This is a genomic window from [Chlorobium] sp. 445, assembly GCA_002763895.1.
Taxonomy (GTDB): Bacteria; Bacteroidota; Chlorobiia; order Chlorobiales; family Thermochlorobacteraceae; genus Thermochlorobacter.
On the sequence record NSLH01000040.1, the window covers coordinates 1 to 17,314 of the forward strand.

The 17,314-nt window shown below is 46.7% G+C and carries 11 protein-coding genes and 1 pseudogene; 1 reads left to right on the plus strand and 11 read right to left on the minus strand.

Going from position 1 to position 17,314, the window contains the following annotated elements; genetic code table 11:
- Positions 1–10: 10 nt before the first annotated feature.
- Together CMR00_11665 and CMR00_11670 are read right to left on the minus strand one after the other, a co-directional pair.
- Positions 11–796, minus strand: coding sequence for a hypothetical protein (locus tag CMR00_11665; GenBank protein PIO47190.1), 786 nt, complete (start codon positions 794–796; stop codon positions 11–13).
- 207 nt (positions 797–1,003) lie between these two features.
- Entirely contained in the window at positions 1,004–1,744 is a 741-nt protein-coding gene (locus tag CMR00_11670; protein ID PIO47191.1) for a metallophosphoesterase, read from the minus strand.
- Between the two features lie 295 nt (positions 1,745–2,039).
- On the opposite strand from CMR00_11670, the gene CMR00_11675 reads away from it, so the two are divergent.
- The gene (locus tag CMR00_11675) at positions 2,040–4,178 is read left to right on the plus strand and encodes an alpha-glucan phosphorylase (protein PIO47200.1); all 2,139 of its coding nucleotides are present in this window, start codon (positions 2,040–2,042) and stop codon (positions 4,176–4,178) included.
- Between the two features lie 13 nt (positions 4,179–4,191).
- On the opposite strand, the pseudogene CMR00_11680 reads toward CMR00_11675, so the two are convergent.
- From CMR00_11680 to CMR00_11720, 9 genes and pseudogenes are all read right to left on the minus strand, one after another.
- Positions 4,192–5,141 (minus strand): annotated as a pseudogene (locus tag CMR00_11680) (threonylcarbamoyl-AMP synthase).
- A 242-nt stretch (positions 5,142–5,383) separates the two neighbouring features.
- A complete protein-coding gene (locus CMR00_11685) occupies positions 5,384–9,505 on the minus strand; it encodes a hypothetical protein (GenBank protein ID PIO47192.1) in 4,122 nt (1,373 codons plus the stop codon).
- A gap of 87 nt (positions 9,506–9,592) precedes the next feature.
- Positions 9,593–9,970 carry a hypothetical protein gene (locus tag CMR00_11690; protein PIO47193.1) on the minus strand — a complete coding sequence of 126 codons (378 nt, stop codon included), beginning with the start codon at positions 9,968–9,970 and terminating at the stop codon, positions 9,593–9,595.
- Positions 9,897–11,450, minus strand: coding sequence for a hypothetical protein (locus CMR00_11695; GenBank protein ID PIO47194.1), 1,554 nt, complete (start codon positions 11,448–11,450; stop codon positions 9,897–9,899). Before CMR00_11695 ends, CMR00_11690 begins: the two co-directional genes overlap by 74 nt.
- A 45-nt stretch (positions 11,451–11,495) precedes the next feature.
- Positions 11,496–12,878: a hypothetical protein gene (locus CMR00_11700; protein ID PIO47195.1), complete on the minus strand. Its 1,383-nt coding sequence runs from the start codon at positions 12,876–12,878 to the stop codon at positions 11,496–11,498.
- A gap of 25 nt (positions 12,879–12,903) precedes the next feature.
- Positions 12,904–13,914, minus strand: a complete 1,011-nt coding sequence (locus CMR00_11705; protein ID PIO47196.1) for a hydroxyacid dehydrogenase — start codon at positions 13,912–13,914, stop codon at positions 12,904–12,906.
- A gap of 12 nt (positions 13,915–13,926) precedes the next feature.
- Positions 13,927–15,285 carry a hypothetical protein gene (locus CMR00_11710; protein PIO47197.1) on the minus strand — a complete coding sequence of 453 codons (1,359 nt, stop codon included), beginning with the start codon at positions 15,283–15,285 and terminating at the stop codon, positions 13,927–13,929.
- Between the two features lie 251 nt (positions 15,286–15,536).
- Positions 15,537–16,514, minus strand: coding sequence for a cysteine synthase (locus CMR00_11715; protein PIO47198.1), 978 nt, complete (start codon positions 16,512–16,514; stop codon positions 15,537–15,539).
- A gap of 96 nt (positions 16,515–16,610) precedes the next feature.
- Positions 16,611–17,069, minus strand: a complete 459-nt coding sequence (locus tag CMR00_11720; GenBank protein ID PIO47199.1) for a hypothetical protein — start codon at positions 17,067–17,069, stop codon at positions 16,611–16,613.
- Positions 17,070–17,314 lie beyond the last annotated feature (245 nt).

Genomic DNA, 17,314 nt, shown 5'->3' on the forward strand with positions numbered 1-17,314 from the left:
GGGCTTAAAGTCAGAAGGATTGAATGAACTCCAAGCGAAAACTGCGGTCAGGTGCGGAAAGGGCACTGAAGTTATTGTTGAGATTGGAAAGATTAAGTTCAAGGGTGAAGCCTGCGCCAAGCGACCAGCGTAACCCAACATCCAGAAACCCTGTGCCGCGTCCGAAAATCTCACTGCGGTCGTCATTGAAGGCAAAATCATACTGCGCATAAATTGTAAGGTCGGAGCCAAGAGTTTTCTCAAGCCCGATATAAAAGTTAAGGTTGGCATCGTCTTGAGCTTCGAGAATGCTGTAGTTCAAGCCGGCGTGCAAGGTGAGAAACCCTAAGAACTCAAAGTTTTTGGATGAGGAAAGAAAAAATCCGGGAGCTTTGCGTTCGTAGCGATTAAGGCTGTCGATAAATCGACCGCGTCCTTGTGATTCAAAGCCAATCATCAGCGCTGGTGCGAGCAGTTCTTCATCCAAGATGCGGTAGCGCACCATAGTCCCGGGCAAGCGGTTCCACTGTGGTGCGCCAGAGCCGATGATATTCGAGGCGCCATAGGAAAGACCGAAAGAAAATCGATCTGAGATACCCACGCTGGCTGAAATCATCGTACCGCCATTGCTGTAGAACCATCCTTCAATTGCAAAGACGCCGCGTTTGAGTGTGCCAGCTGTAGGCAGGTTGAAGAGATACCGTGCTTCTTGCGTGGCGTTAGCGCCAGCAGAACTTTGCGCAGAAAGCTGAAGTGGTGAAAGTAGGAAAAGGAAAATCAGAGTAAAGAAAGAGCTAAAGCGCAAGTGTTGAGACATTTACGAAAGCGTTGAGCGAGGTTCAACTGCTGTAGTGAGAGTATAGCATGCAATATGCCTACACTACAGGCAAAAGAAAAATATGTAAAACTTTTTGGCGGAAAAATCAATAGCAAATTGAAAGCGTGAAAGAGATGAGCAAGTGATAGGTCAAGAAATGGAGCCATACGGAACTGAAAGCAAGAGAAGAGCAACAAGCAAGTGCAATCACAGTCGCACGAAGCGGTTCTCATAGGAGCCATCACTGTGAATGGTAATTGCATTGAATTTATTGCCGCTGCGCCGCACAGAGCCAGAGTTGATAAAGTGAATGCCATCGATGCGGTACTCTTCAGCTTTGTGATAATGCCCGTGCAAGGCAAGTTTTGCACCAATCGTTTTCAAGGTTTTAAGAAATGCTTCACGCTCGATGAGTTCCATAGACCAAACAAAGGCGCGGTCCGCTGCATTTTGTGGTTCATAGATACGATAGGCGTGATGAAAAAGGGCAATCGTAAATTTGCCATCCAGAATGGCGCGCACATGCGGTTGCTCAACAGCGCGCCGCTCTTCAGCATGCACATAGCCACGCGAGCCAGAAGGATTAATTTTGAGCGACCATTCCAGAACACTGTTAAAGCCAACAATAGCAATGCCACTTGGACCACCACGAAGAATTTTGATAAAGGGAAAATTGACAGGCTCATCTTTGTCATCTGTAATCGTCTCACGAAAAATCTCGCAAAATTCGCTAAGCTTACGGTGATAACTAATGCCTTTGGATTCCATGGCGCGCAGCGCCGTATCGCGCAAGCCTAAAATACCATTGAATTCATACTTGCCAAAAATGTCATGATTGCCCGGAATGATTGTAACGCGCTCCCAGTTGAGAATGCCATTGCGCTCGAGGACTTCGCGCAGTGCCCATAAATCTTCAAAATTGACAACATCGACAATGTCGCCAGTCATCACAAGATGGTCAAAACCGCTGTCCAAAATTTTTTGATAAGTGTATCGATTTCAAAGAGGCAGTGTGGATTAGTCTCGCTATCTAAATGAATGTCAGAAATGTGAGCCAGTTTCATAGTTGCATCGGGTTAGACCTACAAATTTCGGACTTTGAAAAGTGATAAAAAAATCTCTTTTTTACATAACCAGAGATTGTACAGCCTCAAACAAAGCCTTGAAAAAACTTTGAAAGGCGGAACGGCTGCAAATTTTAGGTATGTGCAGTCCAACCAAAATGAACTACACTTCTACATCTATGTCAGAAAACTCAACACTGCCAGCAGTTGAACCACGTGTATTCTCTACATCTGAAATAATCCGCAAACTTAGAATCTTGTCCAAAAACCTATGGTGGTCGTGGAACTTGGAAGCGCAAGAGATTTTTGAGGCGCTCTCACCACGATTGTGGTCCAAGTATAACCACAATCCTGCTGAAGTGATGATGAATGTATCGGAGCAAGAGATTAGCGCACGATTAGGCGATGCAGTGTTCTATGAACATGTGCGAGCTGTATTGCAACGCTTCGAAGACTACCTTAGCGAAACTGATACATGGGCGTCAAGACATGCTCCAGAATTTACTGAGCATCCCATTGCATATTTCAGCGCAGAGTTTGGCTTACACGAAAGCCTGCCCATTTATTCGGGAGGCTTGGGCGTGCTGGCAGGCGATCACATCAAAGCCGCAAGCGATTTAGGCTTAAACTTCGTTGGTATCAGCCTGTTCTACCGCGAGGGCTATTTTCAACAGCGGCTCTCACCAGATGGATGGCAACAGGAAAATTATCCGCTTTATCGCCCAGAATACTTACCGATGGAACGCGTGTGCGATGAACAGGGAAAGCCTGTAACTGTGTCTGTGGAGTTAGGGCATAGCCTCATTTATGTTCAAGGTTGGGCAGTAAAAGTTGGACGCGCCACGCTGTATTTGCTCGATACCAATGTGGAGCAAAACGACGTGCATTACCGCGACATCACAAGTCGCGTCTACGGCGGTGATTCAACCACACGCATCAATCAAGAAATGGTCTTAGGTATTGGCGGCGTACGATTCTTGCACAAGCTGGGCATCAGACCGCGTGTCTATCACATGAATGAAGGACATTCAGCATTTCTGACACTGGAACTTCTGAAAGAAGAACAGCAGTCAGGCAAATCCATAAAAGCCGCAATCGAAGCCGTACGCGCACAATGTGTCTTTACTACGCATACACCAGTGCCAGCAGGACACGACCGATTCTCCCCAGAACTGATGCACTACACGCTCGATAGCTTCCTGAAAACACTGAAAATAGATTTTGATACGCTCATGGCACTGGGGCGAGAAAATCCTGAAGACAAGCAGTCGAACTTTACTATGACGGTCTTATGTCTGCAAATGTCGCGCGCCGCCAATGGCGTCTCAAAATTGCACGGAAAAGTCTCGCGTGAAATGTGGAAGGCACTCTATGGTGGCAAAGAAGAACAAACCCCGATTGGACACATCACCAACGGCATTCATACCAACAGTTGGCTAAACCGCACGACAATAAATTTTTGGATGCGATTTTCTAATGGCAATAAAGAGTTTTTTGCAGAGAGCGAAAAACTCAGTGAGATTGTCGATAAAATCTCCGACGAAGAGATTTGGGCACTACGCTATACCTTGCGCCGCGAGATGATAGAGTTCGTGCGCCAACGCTTGGAAGAGCAAAATTTGCGGCATGGCTATGAAATGGGGCTGATGTATGGACATACACTTTCGGCAGATGTGCTGACGATTGGATTTGCGCGTCGATTTGCTACCTACAAGCGCGCCCCGCTAATCTTCACTGACCTTGAGCGCATTGCCGCAATTATCAATAACCCTGAGCGACCCGTGCAACTTGTCTTCGCAGGTAAAGCCCATCCACGTGACAACGACGGCAAAAAATTCATCCAAGAAATCTATCATATCACACGCATGCCGCAATTTATCGGCAAAGTGATCTTCCTTGAAAATTACGATATGAACATTACACGCCACTTAATCTCTGGCTCCGATGTCTGGCTGAATACCCCACTGCGTCCACTTGAAGCCAGTGGAACATCAGGACAAAAAATCGTAGGGCATGGCGGTCTCAATCTCAGTATTCTCGATGGCTGGTGGTGCGAGGGCTACAATGGCAAAAATGGCTTTGCAATCGGAAAAGAAGATTCTAAACTCTCGCGAGATGAACAAGATACGCAGGATGCGCAGTCGCTCTACGACGTGTTAGAAAAGCAAGTCGTGCCAGAGTTTTATGAACGCAACGCAGACGGTATTCCAAAAGCATGGATAGAGCGCATTCGCCACTCTATCAAAACACTAATGCCTGTCTATAACACCCATCGAATGGTGCGCGACTATGTAGAGAAGTATTACAAAACTGCCTAACTGAGAGACCACTCTATTTTGTCGCAGCTTTGTGCAGCCGATCCATAATAGCAAGCCCTAAGCCTTCTTCAGCGACGGCTTCGCAGTAAATGTGCTTAATGCCAGCAAGGTCGCATTCACGGAAAAATTGGTAAAGCTCACGAGCATAATCGCTCAAGCTCCGACAAATTTTTTTTTTCGCAACCTTGATATCACTAGGCAAATGGTGCAAGCCGATGTAAGCCGAAGACGAATTGGAGATATCTATCTCCCCCGGTGAGCGAATGATGGCAACATGCGCATGCGGTGCATAATGACGATACTTCATGCCCGGACTTTTTGGCGTAGCAAGTTTCTTTGGCTTGTAGAGTTTCGTTTCAGGTACAACCGTTTGCAGAGCTTCGAGCGCTACCGCCCCAAGGCGCATGACCAAAGGCGTTTTACCTGTGCAATCTACAACCGTCGACTCCAGTCCAATCTCACTTTGCTCATCTTTCAAGATGCAGCTGATTTTGCCGTCTAAATCCGCTTTGACCGCTTGCCACGTGGTTGGACTCGGTCGACCAGAAAGATTTGCTGAAGGTGCAGCAATTGACACGCCACAGGCTTCCAAAAAACGATGCGCCACCTGATGCGCAGGCATTCGCACAGCTACAGTATCTAGCCCTGCTGAAACGATTTTAGGCACAAACTTGCTGCGCGGTAAAATCACGGTCAGAGGACCTGGGAAAAATGTTCAATGAACTTCTCGGCGTTTGGCGTCAAACGCTTAGCAAGCAAGCCTAGTTCTGAAAAGTGCGCAATATGAACTATAAGTGGATTGTCAGTCGGACGACCTTTTACCTCAAAAATTTTCTTGATAGCAGGCTCTTCAAATACATTCGCCCCCAATCCGTACACCGTCTCTGTCGGAAATGCCACTAATTCACCTTTCAGAATAAAGCGCGCTGCCTCCAATACGGAGGTTGTGAGCTTGGTTTTCATCGTAAATGTGGCTCATACTTCATTGAAGCATTTAGCAACTTTTTAGTACGGCATCTAAAATCTTTTTCAGTCAAAACTACAATGTTTTTGTAAGCAGTAGGGAGGTGAAGGCATGGAGTTGCACTGAATCGCTGAAAAACAAAGTCTTGCAAGCATGAAGACTTACTAAAATTATCGGTTAAATCGCCTTCAAAGCATATCAAGAGAAGAAAATGACAGGGACTAAAGCGCTCATGAGATTGTCAGCGTACAATAGCAAGTTTTTCGACAATCTCAATGTGTTCATTACGCTGTAAATGTTTCAAAATCACTTTGTAGAGATAGATGCCGTTAGCAAGTTCGCTACCATCGTCATCTCGACCGTCCCAATCCAATCGAATGAGAGAAGGCGCTGATGTTTCGGTACATTCAAGCGTTTTAATGAGTCGACCAGCGATAGTGTAAATTTTAATCCGCGTCTCCACTTGCTCACCAGCTTGATTGTGTGAGATGAAAAACGAGGTAGGACCACGCGTAGGATTCGGAAAATTGAGTGCATATTTTACACTCAGTTGCGAAGCATCGCGCACCACAAAAGAAAGTTCTCTTTCAGAAGAATTATTGTAGCTATCCCACGCTCTAAAGCGCAACGTGTAATTCCCATCACGCAGTTTGGGGAAAGTGTAGCGCACTTCACCTTCGGTGAAACTCTCTGAGCGCGCTTGATAAAAATCGTTGAGAATAATAGGATTGCGTTCGTCATCATTCAAAATCAGTGTGAGCGCATTCCCAATGCCTTGCGCAAGATTGATACCGCTTTCATCGGAAAGCTCCGCAATGAAAGTCGGTTGCGACCCCACAACACCACCAGAGACAAAACTCGGATCGTTGAGGTAAAGTGTCATATCAGGACCGCGCGCATCAAGCGGTGCATCAGGGTTCGTGCCAGTAGCCACAAACTCCTCAAAGCTACCTGAGGATGTCGCAAAAAGCTCACGTGGCTCTGTATTCTCTTGCCAAAGATAAACACTGACTTTACCCACTTTGACACTGTCGTAACTAATATCTTTTGGCACCACAAAGTTGATGCGGAAACGTCCATTGCGAACAGGTGTCAGACCACGATAAATCAAAGCATTTTGCACATCATAGAATTCATCAATCGTGCCGCGCCCTTCATGATCAGCCGCAGCTTGACGAGGCGCATCAAATACCAAAACCGAGGCTGTCCCATTGAACGTCGAATTGAGCGCACCTGAAGGCAAGCGTGCTGAACCAGAGAGTGTAACACGCGAAAGGGCATTGAGTGTGAGCAGACCGGAAGTAGGTAGTGCAATGCCATTAAGAGAATCAATTCGTGCAAGTGTGCGTCCTGTTCCTAAACGTAGAGCTGGATCGCCTAAGAGATAAAACTTCTCAGCATCACCTGCATTGAATAAATCCAACTTAAAGCGCAGCAGTGCAATTCCAAGTGGTATGAGTGCTTGATTAGCATCTCGCTCAAAAAGTCGCCTGAAAAGCAAAGGCGGGTAAGCCGAACCACTAGCGATAAAAATTGAACGATTGGTTGGAATGAGCACACTGGCACCAGCTGACGGCAAGACAAACATTTGCTCGGCGCCGCTTTGTCGATTAGGGTCGTCATTTCTGCCAAAATCACATGTGGCGGTGATGCAAAGTGTGGGACGCTCTCTATTGGTCAGTTGTGGCAACGATGTTGCAGGATCAAAAATGCGTTCTGCTGCCCATACGCTGGGATTGCCATGCCCGATGTAATTGATGATTAAAGCCCCACGGTTAAGTTGCGTGATAATCTCTCGTGCAGCACCTGGACGACGCACCCCGCCAGCGGCTGCTTCAGCACGGAAAAACGAGGCGTAGATTTTAACAGGATTAATGTACGGTGCAACACGGCGCATTGCCTCAATTGTGTTCTCACTATCGCGTGCAAATTGATTAAAGTCCGATGGTTTGTTTCCATTTGGACCATCATCAGCAACAAATGCCACACGATTACGCCAGTCACCTTGCTCCGCTGTCGTTTCATATTCAATCGTTTTATCGACAGCAATACGCGCCTCACTGGGCGATTGTACCGTAAAGCGACCGACAGCAAGGTCGGGTAAAAAGTCAAAGCCATCAACTGCAACGAAATAGTCGTCCGTCGTAGCCGCAAAAGAAAGTTCAAATAGGCTTTCTTCTGAGGCATAAACAGGTACTTTGGAATAGCGCCGTCCAGTGATATCTCGATAATCCCAATCGCCGTCGCCAAAAAGCAAGAGATATTTCGGCTTGCGATTCAGAGGGGCAGCGTCGTAGAGCAGTTTGACAAAATCTCGAATTGCAGTGAAATCTTGTTTACCCCCTGAGAACTCATTGTAAATCTGTCCAACTTCAATTGCTATGCTGCGCAAAGCTAGATCGCCTAAGCGCGCACGGTCGCTGCGGTATCGCGCAAGCCGTTCTGCCTCCGCACGAAAATCTTCTCCATAGACGATAATGTATTCAGGAAACGCATTGGGATTATTTGCGTCGGCAAGACTTCGCAAGTTTTGATTTGCAACAGGCTGTGCTGAAGCAGGTCGGCGAAAGATAGTGCGGTCAGAAAAAGCCACATATTCACGATACACGCGTGGCGATTCATTTTGCGTGATGCGAACAGTGGTGCTCGTTGCGTCTCCGGGAATGCGTACCACATTAGCAAGGTCTGTAATATCCCAAACTGTTGGCACTGCCGTAAAGCCCTCGACTCGATAGCGCACCGCTTGCGCTGACGTAAGCCCCACAAGAGAATTGAACTTCAAAAAATCATTTTGCGCAATAAACCGGCGAAAGTAGAAAAGCTCAATCCAATCAGGATAAAGGTTCGAAGTTTCAGATGTTGTGCCAAAGACAATTTCTGTACTCGTTTGCTCACCTTGGATGACTGTACCAGGAAGGCTTTGATCAATTGTAAAAGCAGAACCAAAAATGTACGCATCTAAATTTTGCGTGATGCTTATATCGCGCTCGGCAATGAGCGTACCACTCTCACGTATTGTAAAGGTAGCACTAGCAGTAGTTGCCGCAATGAATTTTGCACGAAATCGAACAGCTTGAGTACGGTCTATCCCCACTGCGCTGAGTTGGTACGTCGTGCGTGTACGACTTGTATTAAGCGGACTATCAAAAAAATTGATACCTGTGTTAGAAAAATTGATGCGATCATTTTCTACAAACGAGAGGGTCTGAAAAACACTGGGCTCAATGGCAGAAGGACTTTCAAACGAGCGATGTGAGACAATGCGCTTGCCATTTTCACCATCAAGTGCCAGAAAGACAAAAGCGGAATTCGACATGCGATTAAGATAGTGCGAGAGCCGATCAGAGAGTGTGTCATACTTGACACCAGAAGCAGCTTTGGCATAGAAAAGCACAAAGTCATTTGCATCGAAGCGTTCATCATCTTCACCCGCCACAAAAATTGCGCATTCTTTCAAATCGGCAGGTCTCGGTGTGCTAAGACGCGTATCTAATTCTTCACCTCCATTTTGGTAAATCTTGATGCGGCGTGGATTCACGCTTGCAACATTGATACCGATGGATTCCAAATAAGCACGATCTAAGCGATAAAGTCCTTCTTCGCGGATTTCAAGTTTGTAAAATCGACCTGACCGCAAAACGCTCTGTGTAGCGCTTGTGGTTTGAGCTATAGACAAAGGCATAGTGGAGTGTGGCGCGCGTGCAACAAATTTCGGTGCAACGCTACGATTGACCACACCTAAAAGAAACTCATCAGGCTGTGCTGCATCGAACGGCAATAGAGGCGGCATTGATGAAGGCGCAAAAGTAACCTTGACAACAATGCGCGTAAATTTGCTAATGCTTTGTGTCTCGGGATTGAAGTGCAGAGGATAAAGCGAAAGGAACGAAACAAACACGCCACGCATCACAGCAGGCGGAGAAATTTCAGCAAGTGCAAAAGAAGATTTGGTAAAATACTTTGGCGAAAGTTTGTAAACGCGCTCCTTTGTACGAGCATTTTCTTCGGGTAGAGGCAAAAGTAAGGTGTTAGGCAGCGTTTCACTCTCTGCTGCAAGAATTTCAATTGTAGGCTTTGAACTTGACGGCACAGCAATTGGCACAGAGCGAAACGGTTGCATCGCTAGACCTATACGATCGTGCCTATGCAAAGCGCCGAAAAAAGACAGGTCAAGAAAGGGCTGGGCATTGATGAGGCGCGTCGAGCCATCATACCACGCTGGCTTGAACTCGAGTGTCAGACCTTGCTCAGAAGATTCAATAAGGCGAATGTCAGAAGCAAAAGAAGGGGAAGACTGCGAAAATGCGCACGGTGCAAAGAGGCAAGCAAATGCTAACAAAAAAAAAGGCGCGCATCGAGCCAAAGTTCTACTCTACAGAGCAAGTTTGAAAGCTAAATATACTTCAATGCTATGCGTAGCATCAAGGGACAAAAAGAGAAGTCTGAAGCGCTAATCTTGCGGAATAGGACGACCCATTGCGGTGTAAATCTCTTCGATTTGCTTCTTATTCTTTTGTGCTTCTGCATGGTTTGGCTCAAGTTCTAAAACGCGTCGATAGGCTTTCAGAGCAGGACGATATTTGATGTTTGGCGGAACAGGCGCAGAGAAGGTCATATAGTTTGCAAATTCCATGTAGGCTTTGATAAGCTCTGCTTTCTTCTCCGTAGCCTTGCCGCTTTCCTCGATGGCTTTGACTTTAGCATAAAGTTCATTGGCTTTTTTATCGGCATTGAGCGCTGCTTGTGTGGTAGAATCAACTTTGAACGCCTTTGGTGCAGGTTGTGCAAGCGCAGTGTGGCACGGCGCAAGATACACACTGCCAAGCATCACGGAAAAAAGCAGAGTAAAGAGAGTGCGATGCGACATAGTGAAAGCAAAGTTTAGTTGTACGAAAATATAAGATAAGTTTTTTTGTGGCTCTGAAAAAATAGGGGCACGCGTTGTGCCCCATTAAAAGAGAGTGAGATAAGCCTGAGGTTATCGTGTATTGCGCACAAAAACGCTCTTTCAAGCGACCTTTTGTTGTTGGCTTATAATTCTTAGAGACGAATGCTTTGATTTGTTGAATACGCTCACGTGCATCATCTGGTGCGAAGTATTCCGAGCTATACTTTGGTTCGCTCATTTTAGCTTGCTCAATGGCTACTGTCTGGCTAATGCGAATCATGCCGTAAGGATCATAGCCTGCTTGTGCTGCAAGGAAGGCGCCATAACGATCGGCTTCGAACTCGTATTTCATCAGGCGCTTGCGCACAGTACGCTCGTAGGATGCTTCAGCAATTTCTTCGAGTTCTTGCTCACTCTCATCCATCTCTTCTTCCATTTCTTCTTGCAGTTCGTCAAAGGCTTGTGCCGCTTTAATTTTTGTCATGCGTTTGGTGAGTTCTTCCATGCCGTGTCGGCGAATGACATGGGCGATTTCATGAGCGATGACCGCTGCAAGTTCAGATTCATCTTGACAGGCATCAATCATGCCTTTGGTCAGAAAGATGTATCCGCCCGGACATGCAAAGCCGTTGATGGTTTCATCTTGTAAGATAAAGACGCTAAAATCCCAATCATAGAATGGGGTTTGCTCTACAATGGCGGCACAAATCATATTGACATACTTGCAAAGGCGAGCATCTTCAATAATGCCAAATTCAGAAGCAAGGCGTGTGGCAATGCTTGCACCAACAGTAAGCTCATTGAGACGAGCATCGTACTGCGGTGTTTCAAGTCCAAGTGAAGAGAATGAGACCGTACTGCGTATCCCTTGCGAGAGCAACTCGCGCTTAAACGCATTAAACTCTCTATCACTGAACTCATTGAAACTCTGGTCTAAAATGATGTCAAGATTTTTATCCGTGAATTTCTTGGAGCGTTTGGCAAAACCTTTGACGGCAGCTGCAACGGCTGCACGTGAGGCTTGCGCTGAGTTCCACTTCGTCAGAATTTTCGTGCTTGGCAACTGCTTTTCTACCAGACAATTTTCAGCAATCCAGCCCTTTGTCTTTTTGTCCGGCAGTTCCACTCTGACCCAGCGATTGCCTTTCTCAAGCAACGTAAGTTCTGTGTTGGCGTTGAGTGTGGCGATAAGTTTGTAGTATGATCCTGCGCCATTGCGCACTTGGCTGTTATCGCGCTTGGTGTAGACCTTTTGCGAAAAAGCAATACTGGAGGAGAGAAAAGCAAGTGCAAAGAGCAAGAAAGAAAACGCAGAGAGATGCATACGCTTATCGATTAGATTAGAGAAAAAAATTCTACGGCAGAACTGGTCTACGAATAGCATTGGGTGAAACTGTGCGCTCGAGCACGCAAATCGCACAAAGGTTTGCGTAACTTATTAAAATTATCGTATCGCATATTCGGCTTAAGGCAGATTAAGATGTTTTGCCATATCCCACGCCTTGATTGAGCTATCTGCCCCCGCCGAATACAGGATTTTACCATCGCTGGAGAAGGTAACGTCTGTGGCTTTGCCTTTACCTGATGCGGAAGCGTGTGCGGCAATGATGTCCAATTTGCGGCATGAGGCTGTGGCATAGATGCGCACGAAGCCATCTGCATTAGCTGTAGCAAAGATATTGCCCTTTGGGCTGAAAGCAACCGATAAAATGGACATAGGTTCTGGCTCTGTAGCTCGAACCGTGCCGGTGCTGATGTGTGTAACTTTTGCAATGCGATCTTCACCAGCTGAAAGCACCCAGTCACGCGTTGCACTCATTGTCAGCAAGCGCTTGCGGTGCAGTCCGATATTCTTCAGTTGACCATCGCGCCAATTCCAAATCATCACTTGTTGATCATTTGTGAAAGCAATCTGACGATCATCTTCGGTGAAAACCGCAGAATAGATTGGGAAAGCAATACCCATTCGAGTGCGCAAAAGTTCGCCTGTTTCAGCGTCCCATACCTTTGCGGTTTTATCCCAGCCTGATGTAACGAGCAGTTTGCCATCGTGGCTAAATTGAACCGAGGTAATGACACTCTGGTGTGCTGGAAGTGTGCGTGTGAGAACAAGCGAACGGTCTTTGACTTCGAAGAAGTGAAGGTTGCCGCGCATCGTGCCAAGTACAAGTTGGTTGCCAAATGCTGCAAGTGAGACAGCCGTGCTATCGGCATAAAGCAACTGTACATCTTCCGGATGCTGAACCGACCAGCCTACAATACCACGATAACTTGCAACAGCAGCAAGCATCTTGCCGTCGTTTAGCAGGGCAATGGATTGTGTAACGGCATTAGCACGATAGACTTCATCAGCGAAAGTCAGCGTTGGAGTTTCAGCGGCAGGGGCGGGCTTACCAAATTCTTCGGGATTGACAAAGCGCCAGAAGAGTGAAATCACAGCCATAACAAACAGCAAGACGAAAATGAGCGGTCGAGCACGAGATGATGAGCCGAAACGCTGGTTCCAACTTTGAATGCTCTGCATATGCGAGACATATTCATTGTAAGTGGAGCCATCGTAACCGGCTTTGGCAGCAAAAGCAACTGCTTCAGCAAGATGCTGTTTGTAGAGTTCATCGTATTGACGGCGTTTTTCGGCATCGAGCAAGATGTTTTTAGCCTCATTCAAACGCTGAGCGCGCCGCTCGATTCTTTCGCGCTCACGCGCAGAGGCATTTTGAAACTTGTCAGGGTGTGTCTCTTTGATGAGTGTCTTGTAAGCGGCGCGGATTTCTTCTTCTGTCGCCTGCTGCGTCAGACCTAACTCCGCGTAGAGATCGACAAAATGATTGCGAACGCTCATAATCATTCTCCTTGAAAAACGCGTTACAAAATTACGAAACCGGCAGAGGCTTTAGAGAAAGTTCGTTTGGACTTTCTTCACCCCTTGCCCAAGCGTTAATGTTTTCAAAAGTTGTCTCAGCAATATTGCTAAGCGCTGTATCTGTCAGAAAGGCTTGATGGCTCGTAATGAGCACATTCGGAAATGAAAGAAGTTGCAAGAGAATTTCATCTTGCAGCACGGTGCTGGAGCGATCATAGAAAAAGACGCCTTTTTCTTCTTCGTAGACATCTAAGCCTAGGTAGCCAATTTTACCAGAGCGCAGTGCATTAAGTGCCGCCTCCGTTTTGATGAGCCCGCCACGACTGGTGTTAATGAGCATGACGCCGTTGCGCATTTTTGAAATGGTCTCTTCATTGATAATGTAGTGCGTCTGAGGCGTCAGCGGTGAGTGCAGGGTAATAATGTGGCTTTCACGGCAGAGTGTGTCAAGATCAACATAGTGCAAGCCATACTGCTCGGTAAGTGAAGGGTCAGGATAAGGATCGTAGCCAAGCAAATGGCATCCGAAACCGTGCAAAATTTTGGCAACGACAGCACCGATTTTACCTGTACCAATAATGCCAGCCGTTTTGCCATTCATGTCAAAGCCGACAAGTCCGGTGAGAGAAAAATTCGAATCACGCACGCGGTTATGCGCTCGAGTTAATTTGCGATTGAGTGCAAGCATCAGCGCCACGGTATGCTCGGCAACGGCATAGGGTGAGTAAGCAGGAACATTTGCTACACGAATGCCAAGTTCGCGCGCTTTCTCAAGATCAACGTGATTAAATCCTGCAGAGCGCAGTGCAATATACTTGATACCAAATGAAGCAAGTTTTTCTAAAATTGGTGCAGAACCATCGTCATTGACAAAGAGCGAAACGATGTCAGAGCCGCGTGCAAGTTCAACCGTCTCAGGGCTAAGTTGCAATTTCAAAAAGTTAAGTTCATACCGATTCTGGGCAGCTTTGATGAGAAATTCTCGCTCAAATGTATGTGAATCAAAGAATGTGATTTTCATAACTGCGTAACTTTATGGTGATTTAGTGTTCAATGCTGAAAGCAGGTGAGTAGGCAGATTCCAAAGCCGAATGGTACTATCTTCACCAGCTGAGTAAATTGTTTTTCCATCGTGCGAAAAGCGCGCCATGACGGCTTTGCCTAAGTGTGCATTCCAAGTATAGACAAGTTTGAAAGTCTCTGTATCGTACAGACGCAGTCGCCCATCGGAATTGCTCGTGAGCAGAAAGCGGTAATCAGGGCTATAAGTAAGAGAGGTAATTTGGCCAGATTCTTGACCGATATGTTTTGCAGCGCCTGTAGCTCGATGTGTTTGTCGAATTTCACCGCCTTCGCTTGCTGAGGCAATCCATTCAGGTGAGCAGCAGATATGCAAAATTTTATCACGATGCTGTGTCAGACGACGAACTGTGCCATTTTTCCACGACCATGTTCTAAGCCAGCGGTCATCAGCGAAAGCAATCAGATTGCCATCGGGGACATAAGCAACGGAGAAAATTTCTTTTCCACTTGGCACAAAAGAGCGTTCGAGGGCACCGCTTCGCCAATTCCAGACTTTAATGGTTTGATCGCCACTGCATGTAGCAAAGCGCACTGCATCGGGTGAAAAGGCAAGAGCATGAATCTGACGTTGATGTGCAGAGACAACATGCGGTGCATCTGATGAGTGAAGGTGTCCAAAGGCAAGTTGCGTGTTAGATGCAGCAAGAAAGCGATCGGCTTGAGCGGCAAGCATAGTTGCAGCAAAAGGTAGGTCATTTTTCCAAACGCGCTGAAGTGCAGGCAGTCGCCATGCTTCAAGGCGAGGAGAGTCGGCATAAAGCACGTAGAGCAAGGTATCTTTTTCAGAGAGAGCAAGTGCAATCGGTGGTGAAGCGATGCGAAGTTGCGCCAGCGGGGCAGAGAGTGCAGAGACCGGCTCAGCTTCAGCGATGCGCACAACCCCGCCTTTTGTCATTACCCCGCGCCAGACAAGACCAACAGAAGCAAACAAAATGTAAGCGAGCCCAATGCCAAAAAGAATAGTGCCAAGATTGACATTGTGCTTTGGTGCAAAACGACTGCGATCGTAACGCATGCGTCCAGTCGCACCTGATGCCGAAGTGTAAGATTGAGATGACGAGCGAGAAACACGCTGATAAAACTCGTCATACGCCTGTCGATGCGAAGGCGAAAGCAGCGTTTCTTTAGCACGGTTAAGTAAGCGGGCGGTTTCCTCTGCTTTTTCACGTGCTTTAGCAGAAAGGTCTATGAGTGTGTCGGGGTGAACGGTTTTGATGCGCTCAATGTAGGCACGGCGAATTTCTTCGTCTGTAGCCGTTGGTGAGACGCCCAGCGCCGCATAAAAATCCACGAAATCTTTTGGCGACATAATCTACTCCTTTCACAAACGGCAACGCTTAGCCGAATCACTGTTAAAGAAAATATACAAAAACAAATGCTCTGCTTAAGTGGCGCGCTAGGTAGGGAATATCTTTGGAGGCTCTATGCTAAGCAAAACAGAAACACTCTCAAATTGCAGACGCTAAATAGCAAACTAACTCTTTGCACCGTACTTTAATGCCGACGGTGTGGAGGAGACCTTCACGATGCAGTGCAGTTTTCTGCTCAGCAGAGCTGACATTAGGCAAGAGGCTTATCCCAAAAATGTTCGGAGAGATATTTCATCCCGCCATCGCAAAGAATAAAGACAATCACAGCAGATTGACCACGCTCAGAGAGATCTTTGGCTATGGTAAGCGACCCATAGACATTTGCAGCTGCAGAGATGCCAACAAAAAGCCCTTCCACTGCAGTCAAGCGCTTGGCAAATTCATAGGCTTTTTCGGTTGAGACCTCAATAAACGCATCGGGCACAGAAGGGTCATAGATTTTCGGTACCATCGCTGATTCCAAGTGCTTAATGCCTTCAATGCCATGCACAGCGACATCAGGTTGAACTGCAATGCATTGCACAGCAGGATTAAATTGCTTCAAGCGGCGTGAGGTACCAATAAAACTCCCGCTTGTGCCAATAGCAGCTACAAAATGCGTAATGCGCCCGCGTGTTTGTTCCCAAAGCTCAATACCAGTGCCGTGAAAATGTGCTTGCCAGTTGGCGTCGTTGCTATATTGGTCAGCATAAAAGTACTTGTTAGGATGTTCAGCGTAAAGTTCGCGTGCTTTGAGGATCGCCCCGTCAGATGATTCAGAAGCTGGCGTGTAGATGATTTCTGCACCATAGGCTTGCAAGATACGTTTGCGCTCCGGCGAAGCTGAAGCTGGCATGCAGAGCTGAACCTTGTAGCCCTTGACTGCACAAATCATGGCATATGCAATACCTGTATTGCCACTTGTGGCATCAAGCAAAATTTTGTCTTTCGTAAGCAACCCTTGCGCTTCTGCGGTTTCAATGATGTTTAGGGCAGGACGATCTTTGACGCTACCGCCCGGATTCATAAACTCACACTTGCCATAAAGCTCTACACGCTCGCTAATGCCCCATAGCGCAGGAAGTTTATGAAGACGCACAAGTGGAGTTTGACCGATGAGCGAAAGCACGCCCTGACGCTTTTGCGTTGTTGCAGAACTCTCGAGGGGAGCAAGCATATTGTTAGGCATTCAAGGCTCAAATGAAAAAGTTATAATGTCTTAGACAACTTAAAACAACATATGTAGGAATTCAGTTTATTTCAGACCGGTTTCTACGGTAGAGCGCTAAAGACGCAAACGCACTTGTTCTTCGAAAATATCATCAAAGCCTAAACTCTGACGCGTACGGCTAAATGAGCGAATTTCATAGACAACGCGTCCAGTAACGGCAAGAATCATCAGAGAGTGTTCGGCAGGCAGAAAGTCAAAATCCATGGCAGAAGGTATAGCGCTCGTCTGCGTGTGAGAGTGATAAGTGCCAAGCACTTGCAACCCAGCACGCTGTGCGGTAAGCGCAATATCATACATGTCGAATGCGGAAATTTCAAAGCCTGTGCGCTTATCGCCTTGATAGATGTTTTCGCAAGGCGCAACTTCTAAGACGATATTCTCGGTGCTCAAATCGTAATGGCGCTCTACAATACCGACAAGCACGCCGCAGCATTCATACGGATAGGCCTCACGTGCATAGCGTTTGATGAGTTCAAGTTTTTTGAGCGAGATTTGCATTGTTTCTTTGAGCATTAGATATTGTTATTGCCTATGGTACTTGTTGCGACTGCACGTAAGGAACTGCAGGTGTTCTTGCTTTCTAAAACGAACAAATTAACTGCACTGCATTCTTGAACATCCTTCAAGGCTGCATAAGTTTGTACGTGAGATGGTCTTGAAAGTTTTTATCGGTTGTTCGTAAAGTTCGATAAAATCTCCCGATTTTCGCAAATCGCAGAAGCAAGTGTCAGCAGCATTCTTAATCATACTAACAACAG

Bases quoted from the DNA above. Each gene is read 5' to 3' on its own strand.
- CMR00_11665 (PIO47190.1), bottom strand. From the start codon at position 796: ATGTCTCAACACTTGCGCTTTAGCTCTTTCTTTACTCTGATTTTCCTT.
- CMR00_11670 (PIO47191.1), bottom strand. From the start codon at position 1,744: ATGACTGGCGACATTGTCGATGTTGTCAATTTTGAAGATTTATGGGCA.
- CMR00_11675 (PIO47200.1), top strand. From the start codon at position 2,040: ATGTCAGAAAACTCAACACTGCCAGCAGTTGAACCACGTGTATTCTCT.
- CMR00_11690 (PIO47193.1), bottom strand. From the start codon at position 9,970: ATGCTTGGCAGTGTGTATCTTGCGCCGTGCCACACTGCGCTTGCACAA.
- CMR00_11700 (PIO47195.1), bottom strand. From the start codon at position 12,878: ATGATTATGAGCGTTCGCAATCATTTTGTCGATCTCTACGCGGAGTTA.
- CMR00_11705 (PIO47196.1), bottom strand. From the start codon at position 13,914: ATGAAAATCACATTCTTTGATTCACATACATTTGAGCGAGAATTTCTC.
- CMR00_11710 (PIO47197.1), bottom strand. From the start codon at position 15,285: ATGTCGCCAAAAGATTTCGTGGATTTTTATGCGGCGCTGGGCGTCTCA.
- CMR00_11715 (PIO47198.1), bottom strand. From the start codon at position 16,514: ATGCCTAACAATATGCTTGCTCCCCTCGAGAGTTCTGCAACAACGCAA.
- CMR00_11720 (PIO47199.1), bottom strand. From the start codon at position 17,069: ATGCTCAAAGAAACAATGCAAATCTCGCTCAAAAAACTTGAACTCATC.